Annotated in this window: 7 protein-coding genes and 1 pseudogene; 6 read left to right on the forward strand and 2 right to left on the reverse strand. The window is 51.0% G+C overall.

All coding sequences use genetic code 11. The features are described from left to right. Positions 1 to 154 precede the first annotated feature (154 nt). Both ACGYLA_RS19185 and ACGYLA_RS19190 read right to left on the reverse strand, forming a co-directional pair. Positions 155 to 301, reverse strand: a pseudogene (locus ACGYLA_RS19185) (IS6 family transposase); the annotation flags it as partial. A gap of 140 nt (positions 302 to 441) precedes the next feature. Further along, positions 442 to 1,191 carry a response regulator transcription factor gene (locus ACGYLA_RS19190; RefSeq protein WP_271694112.1) on the reverse strand — a complete coding sequence of 250 codons (750 nt, stop codon included), beginning with the start codon at positions 1,189 to 1,191 and terminating at the stop codon, positions 442 to 444. 735 nt (positions 1,192 to 1,926) lie between these two features. On the opposite strand from ACGYLA_RS19190, the gene ACGYLA_RS19195 reads away from it, so the two are divergent. The 6 genes from ACGYLA_RS19195 to ACGYLA_RS19220 all read left to right on the forward strand — a co-directional run bounded on the left by ACGYLA_RS19195 (position 1,927) and on the right by ACGYLA_RS19220 (position 5,950). Next, positions 1,927 to 2,856 carry a hypothetical protein gene (locus tag ACGYLA_RS19195; protein WP_271694113.1) on the forward strand — a complete coding sequence of 310 codons (930 nt, stop codon included), beginning with the start codon at positions 1,927 to 1,929 and terminating at the stop codon, positions 2,854 to 2,856. Positions 2,857 to 2,979: 123 nt separating this feature from the next. Beyond that, complete coding sequence (gene csgH, locus ACGYLA_RS19200; protein ID WP_394434580.1) at positions 2,980 to 3,282, forward strand: curli-like amyloid fiber formation chaperone CsgH; 303 nt, start codon at positions 2,980 to 2,982, stop codon at positions 3,280 to 3,282. Positions 3,283 to 3,325: 43 nt separating this feature from the next. Beyond that, entirely contained in the window at positions 3,326 to 3,907 is a 582-nt protein-coding gene (locus tag ACGYLA_RS19205) for a hypothetical protein (protein WP_394434577.1), read from the forward strand. A gap of 10 nt (positions 3,908 to 3,917) precedes the next feature. After that, positions 3,918 to 4,244 (forward strand): curli assembly protein CsgF, encoded by a 327-nt coding sequence (locus tag ACGYLA_RS19210; RefSeq protein ID WP_271694115.1) that lies wholly within the window; start codon positions 3,918 to 3,920, stop codon positions 4,242 to 4,244. A gap of 14 nt (positions 4,245 to 4,258) precedes the next feature. Continuing rightward, positions 4,259 to 5,137 (forward strand): CsgG/HfaB family protein, encoded by an 879-nt coding sequence (locus ACGYLA_RS19215; RefSeq protein ID WP_271694116.1) that lies wholly within the window; start codon positions 4,259 to 4,261, stop codon positions 5,135 to 5,137. A gap of 15 nt (positions 5,138 to 5,152) precedes the next feature. Then, entirely contained in the window at positions 5,153 to 5,950 is a 798-nt protein-coding gene (locus ACGYLA_RS19220; protein ID WP_271694117.1) for an invasion associated locus B family protein, read from the forward strand. Positions 5,951 to 6,506: the final 556 nt, after the last annotated feature.

Here is a 6,506-nt window from a genome sequence, read left to right on the forward strand (position 1 = left end):
CTTCGCCTTGAACTCTGCCGAATAGCGTTTCCGTTTGGTCATTTCTGTGCGTTCTTCCTCAGGCGCTACAGCTTAACCCCTGGTTCGAAATCCCGCGACCACCTCTGTTGGGCAGACTCTACATCATGGTGAGGGATTTCGCCGGGGGCAGGTCAGAGACTATTACGTCCCGTTCGGCCAATAGGTCCTCGACATCGCGCAGGCTCAGGCCAAACCGATGGTACGCCCAGACGGCATAAGAGATAATGGACCGAGGGAACCAGGAGCCCTTCAGACGAGGCTGTGAAGCTTGGCTGATCATGACAGATGGCTATGCGTGCAGTTGGGGCGCGTCAACAACATGACTAAGCCTAATCAACGGGTCCTGAGCCTAAGCGCGGCTAGCACATCTCTGTCGAAGATTTGACGGTGTTCGGAATTAAGGCGTTGTTCAAAAGTAGGTTACTGAATGATTGGACGCATACTTGTTGAGCCGCGCTCATCTTGGCTCTTAGATCGGTAGAGGTTTTTAGTAGGGGGGAGAGCAGTGGTTAGTTTGGGCTCGACCGCAAAATTTGATTGAGAAAGCGCTAATGCTGCAGCCGTTCGATTTTTTAAACCGAGCTTTCGGCGAATAGCCTGAAGATGTACGTTTACAGTGTTCAGAGAGATAGAGAGCTGCCGTGCGATATCTTTATTCACCAGTCCCTCACCAACTTTTCTGGCAACCTCGCGCTCACGTGGTGTCAACTTTCCTATATCATCGTGCGAGATATATGGCTGTGCGATCGCAAATAGTTGATCATTAATCCGAATAGAGTAGCCTAAAAGGGCAACCTTTAGCAACGCTCTAGCAGTATCAGGATCAACAGTATTCGGGATAACCGCTTTAATCGATCTGTTGAACCTTGTAAAAGCTCCGAGGTTATCGACGTCAGCCGAAAAAACTACGATCGGCGCTTTGTCGAAAATTGAAATTATCATGGAAAGGCATTTCAGTTGCAAAGCATCGATCGCTTCGATGCTAACAATAACAAGATCAATTTCCTCGCGCCTGCGATAAACCGAGCTTGCGCAATCAGGCGAAAAGAGCCTTGACGCGGAAATTTTACCGCCTTCGCCAGTGCATAGCCGTTCTATAGCTAAACGATCTAGAGAGCTATTAGCGAAAACTGCTATACGCGTATATTTTAATTTTACACCATCATGCATCACATTCCCCCCAGAACGTTCAGTATGAAAAATAAGTAAACATACAAAAAATTACGCCATCAATAATGGCAGATGGCTACGAGGGAAAATCGCTCAAAAATATGGCAAAGTCAAGAATGTTAACGCGCTACGACACGAACGCCGCTTCCAACAGTCGGCAAGAAGATAGGAATATCTTCCGATAACATGCCGAAATCTAATATCAAATCTCGTATTACCCGTACCGAGGTTGGCGCAGCCTGTCTCGTTGTAGGGCCTTGCACCGCTCGCCGATTTGACTGTGCAAATTGGTCAGGCGCACGAAGTACCGGTTGGCGAGCGGTTCTTGAAAGCTGTTCGATTCTCGACGTCAGAAGGCGCGGGCCAGCCTGGACGACCGAGGTCCGATCATCTGCCATCGCAAGATTGCCAAACGGAAATAACAATAAGGGTAGTATAATTGGGATTGCGGAGCGGTGCATGCCAACCTCGTTTATCTTGGTCCACTAACGTAAGCGTGCCACGCTCGCTTAAAAATAGAAAGAGCTTGTGTAGGTAGTTGATGTCCTTGCTCTAAATCCACTCAAGTTAATGCCTGTATGTGACCATATAACTACTAACTGCTAGCTGAGCCTAGTTTGTTCCAATGACAAATCAGTCCTCTCATAGTCCATGACTGGAATAGCCGAAGGCGACCCACCTTCCGTAAGTTTGTTCCACCTAAGCAAGGTAAAATTGACCAACAAGGGGACTATTATGAAAACGTTATTTCTTTCCACCGCGGCCTTGGTCGCATTCGCCGGTGTCGCTTCTGCTCAGGCTGTAGTCGATGCAGCACCCAATAGCAACGCAAATAGCAGCAGCACAACGTCGGCTCTCTTCAATACCGCCACTGACGAAGCCGCAGCAACATTGACGGGCGAGTCAGCTTTGGCAGCTCTTGATGTGAACATTGGGCTTGTTGGTTACGGTATCGCCCGGGCAGAGGTTGGTGACGCCATCGGGGCCGAAGCTGAGGCTCGTGACGGGTTTTTCGGCGGGGTGAGCGACGCTGGCGCTCCGTCCCAATCCGAGAACGCTGCTGTCCAATTCCAAGTAGGCAATGACAACGTATCCTTTAATACGCAAGTAGGCAACTTCCAGGAAACTGCGACAGTTCAGGTTGGAGACAATAACCAAGCTTGGACAAGTCAGTCTGGCGACGCCAACGAAGCAGCGATCGCTCAGTCCGGGGACGGCAACAAGACCGCTCTTCTCCAAGAAGCCACGGACCACGCTGCTGCTGCAGCGGCGTTTGGCAACAACAACCAAGCCATCGGTTATCAGTATGGGGGTACAAACAATGCTTTGGCGATGGCCCAGCAAGGCGACAACAACAGCATTGCGGTTCTGCAGAACGGTTCAGACAACACCGCGGCCTCATTGCAGCTAGGGAATGATAACGGTTCATTCATCTCGCAGGGCGGTTCTGACTCGATTAGTGTGCAACCGTTCGAAGGAGCAACGCAGAGCGGACCGACCTTCACCGAGACTGTAGCCGGCCTTGGGCTGAGCGTGGGCGGTAGCTTTACGAACGGCGGCAACGGGAACGCTGCGGCTAGCTTGCAGGTGGGCAATTCTAACGCCAATGCCATTGTGCAAAGCGGAAATAACAACACAGCGGTTAACTACCAGAACTCGCTCTAGTCTGATAGCGTTCGGAACAAATTTGCGGTGGGCGGCATTGCCGCCCTCCGTTCTCGTTTTTAAGCAGGAGAACTTGCTATGCTTCGAGTATACAGTTCAGTTTTGGCCATTGTTCTTCCGGCCATGGCGGTTGCGAGCGATCCAGAATGCTCCATCGCGCTTAACGCCCATAAAGCGTTAGTTACCATTAAGGCTATCGTTTCAGATGCCCCGGGCTCATCCGGAGCTTACAAGCTGCAAATTTATCGCACGGACAACGGAAATCGCTCGGTCACCTCTCAAGTGGGCCGCTATCGGCTAGCTCGCGGTCAGAGTCAGGTTGTACCCGCGAGGATGGTTCTATCGGTTACCGGGAGAAGCAAGCTTGTGGCGCAGATGCGGCTATCAACCAACAAAGGTGAATTTACCTGCAGCGCGAGATCGTGAAGCTTGCTACTATAGAACCGAACAGAATGCGGAGGGCGTTCCCATGCGGAAGATAATAGCGATCACAGTTTATACATTGACAGTATTGAGCCAAGCGGCGTCTGCGCAGAATCTCGACTTCCAAGTGGAGAATTTTTCTCTTGAGCAGATAATAACCTCTGGAGCGGCTTCAACCCGCTTGCAGCAGCCTTTGTTAATCGCCACCCCATCCATTACAACTAGCGCGCCAATCAACGCAGAAACCATCTCGGTGGGAAGCAACAGTGTGATTTTGCAAGGCGGGTCGCTGAACTTTGCCAATACCTTTATCACGCGTAGCCCAGGGTCAAACGTTGCAACGCTGCAACAGGGGGGGCAGAATAAGGCATACGCTATAATCGATGAGTCGCCGGAAAGCGACATATCGCAAGTGCAGTTAGGGCAACAGAATTTCTCTGTAGTGGGTATTTTTGGTGGAAAGGAGAACACTGTCTCCACGGCTCAGATCGGGGCACAACTCGAAGTAGCCGTAGGACTTGTAGATTCGATAAAGACAAAAGTTGTTTACGGTCAGGCGGGTACTGAATACAGTGGCGGCATCATCATTCGGAATGCGCCCCCTGGAACTGTGATCCGTCTGAACTAAGGAGGATTAAATGCGATCAAAAAACCCTAAAGCTCTTGCCCTTTCTCTGATCGCATTCGGCGCGATTTGCACCAACTCTGCTGCATTTGCTCAGAATTTTGTCTTCCAATTTCAGTCTCCCGGTCTTGGAGGTGACCCTAACCTCTTCGGGTATCTCTTTAGTCTCGCCGACGCACAGAATGAATTCGTGGCCAGCGGTGGCGCTGACGGGGGTGGTGGTGGCGTTCCGCAGATCACCTTCCCTCCTATCTCGATTGATCTCGGCGGCTTAGGCGGCGGTGACAATAGCAGTGAGGATACCCAAGCTGCAATGTCACTTTCACTTCCCTCAAATTAATGAGAATAGATGCTATGCAGACTAAATTTTTCGTAGGTCGCAAGCTTCTGTTGATCGCAGCATTGGGTCTTGTTAGCGCTTGCTCTCGCGTGGGGGGGCTCGCCGATCCAGATGTGGTGTCTCCAACGATTCAACAGCGCACGCAGACTGGACTGGCGCTCCTAACACTTCCGCCACCTAGCGAACGCATTGATGTCGCCGTCTATTCTTTCGAGGACCTGACCGGGCAGCAAAGAGAAAACGAAAATTTCTCTAGTTTCTCCAAGGCAGTTGGTCAAGGTAACGCAGCGGTTTTGGTCGACATCCTGACGGAGGTCGGTAACGATAGTTGGTTCAATGTTGTGGAGCGAACCGAAGTTCAGAGCTTGTTGTCCGAGCGGAGCCTGATTGACCAAACTAACACACAATTTCGAGGTGCGAAGCGGTCGCTGCTCCCTCCGATCCGCTTCGCTGGCATTCTGTTAAAAGGCGGCATTGTAAATTATGATAGCAATGTTCAAACCTCCGGTATCGGCGCGAGAATGCTCGGAATAGGGGAAACCGTCGAGTATCGGCGCGACGAGGTCTCAGTTGCTTTGCGCGCAGTGAGTGTCGCAACAGGAGAAGTGCTAACGTCAGTCACGACTAATAAGATTGTCTATTCAGCGCTCGTTCAAGCAGGGGTCTTCAAGTTCGTCTCGACGGATCGTATACTTGAGTTTGAAACGGGGTTTTCTCGAAACGAGCCCGTTGGATTAGCTGTCCGTCAAGCTATTGAGCTTGCGGTTTTCGAGATGATTAAGGAAGGAGAACTTAAGAATCTTTGGCAATTCGCGGACCCGGCAGCCGGGTCGGAAGCTCTCTCAAGAATAAATCCCTATACGGCGATGCGCCGCGGTGCGATGAATGGGTAATAGTGAGCTATGCGGATGATGGATAAAGCCACCAAATCTGCGATAGGGGTACTAGCTTCTATCTCTATGCTTCTTCCTTCTTTTCCCGCAGAATCTCAGACGTTGTATTATCCTGAGCCGATATCCAAAAAACAATTTGAAGATTGGGTGATTGAGTGCTTTGATCCCGCACGAACCGCTTCAATGACTACTTGTCAACTGTATCAAAGAGTAGCCGTAGGCAACGGCCAACGGATTGCCGCCGTTGTAACGGCCGCGTTCCCAAGCTATGATACGGTACGTCTACAAATCGCCCTTCCGCTCGGAATAGATATCAAGAGCGGCATGAAACTGCGCGTCGATGATATCGAGGAAACCTTTACGATTAATCGGTGTACGCAGCAGGGGTGTCTTGTTGAAATATCCGCGACCGATGCCTTTATAGATTTACTGCTCGCAGCTGAAGCAATTTCGGTTGCGCCATTCTTGCCGGGGCAAGGCCGGGAATTTGCGATTCCTATTTCGGTCAAGGGGTTGACTAAAGCGATACAAGAATTGCGTATCAACACCGAACAAAATGCACGCGAGTCTCTCGCACCTCCTGAAGCAGGGACCGATGAAACCGAAATTTATCAGAAAATGGGCAATGCGATCAGCGAACCCGCCAACGAAGACGGTTCTATCGAAAGCTTATCCCTACCAGGGGGAGCAGATGTTTCCGCCGAGAGCAAGAAGAAGGCGAGTTTGGTTCCTGACGTCGATATTAAACTCCCTGAGGTTTCTCCCGCAGGAACTGATCCCCGGCTGGCCCCGGTGACGGGTGGAGACTATTAGATCGCGATTGGCTTTTTTAGTATCGAAATCTGCGTCTGATTTTCAGTATTTGGGCTGGTGGTAGACTGAGAATTGACTGTTACCTTTAATTGCGCTTCCATACATTTGATGCTCGATCGACAAATGCCCCGGAATGGCATTTGAAAGCACCGAAAAGTAGTGTTGCAGCGATACTGCTGACCCGCTCCCCTATCAACAACGCGGTAAGGCCTCCCACGCCAATCAGCCATTTCCCCCGCCAGATGATCGTGAATAGCCTTTCTGAATCAACCGGAGCCGATCCGTCGGAAGCCGCGGGGACCGAGACCAGGTGAACCCTATCTCAAATTGCGCGACATGTGCATAGATCGGAACTTTCACCCATTAGCCAGCAAAACGGCCCGCAAGATTAGCGCCCAGTACGCCCCGCGACCCGTCGTTAAGGTTTTGAAAAGGATGACCATATCGCCCAGAGGTGGTCGCGGGATTTCGGACCAGGTGTTAAGCTGTAGCGCCTGAGGAAGAACGCACAGAAATGACCAAACGGAAACGCTATTCGGCAGAGTTCAAGGCGAAG

The sequence above is a fragment of the Sulfitobacter sp. 1A13679 genome (assembly GCF_043557115.1).
Classification (GTDB): Bacteria; Pseudomonadota; Alphaproteobacteria; order Rhodobacterales; family Rhodobacteraceae; genus Sulfitobacter; species Sulfitobacter faviae.

What these genes read in the sequence shown, in the direction of transcription:
- ACGYLA_RS19195 (WP_271694113.1), top strand. Translation starts at nt 1,927, where the DNA reads ATGAAAACGTTATTTCTTTCCACCGCGGCCTTGGTCGCATTCGCCGGT.
- ACGYLA_RS19210 (WP_271694115.1), top strand. Translation starts at nt 3,918, where the DNA reads ATGCGATCAAAAAACCCTAAAGCTCTTGCCCTTTCTCTGATCGCATTC.
- ACGYLA_RS19215 (WP_271694116.1), top strand. Translation starts at nt 4,259, where the DNA reads ATGCAGACTAAATTTTTCGTAGGTCGCAAGCTTCTGTTGATCGCAGCA.
- csgH (WP_394434580.1), top strand. Translation starts at nt 2,980, where the DNA reads ATGGCGGTTGCGAGCGATCCAGAATGCTCCATCGCGCTTAACGCCCAT.
- ACGYLA_RS19205 (WP_394434577.1), top strand. Translation starts at nt 3,326, where the DNA reads ATGCGGAAGATAATAGCGATCACAGTTTATACATTGACAGTATTGAGC.
- ACGYLA_RS19220 (WP_271694117.1), top strand. Translation starts at nt 5,153, where the DNA reads ATGATGGATAAAGCCACCAAATCTGCGATAGGGGTACTAGCTTCTATC.
- ACGYLA_RS19190 (WP_271694112.1), bottom strand. Translation starts at nt 1,191, where the DNA reads ATGCATGATGGTGTAAAATTAAAATATACGCGTATAGCAGTTTTCGCT.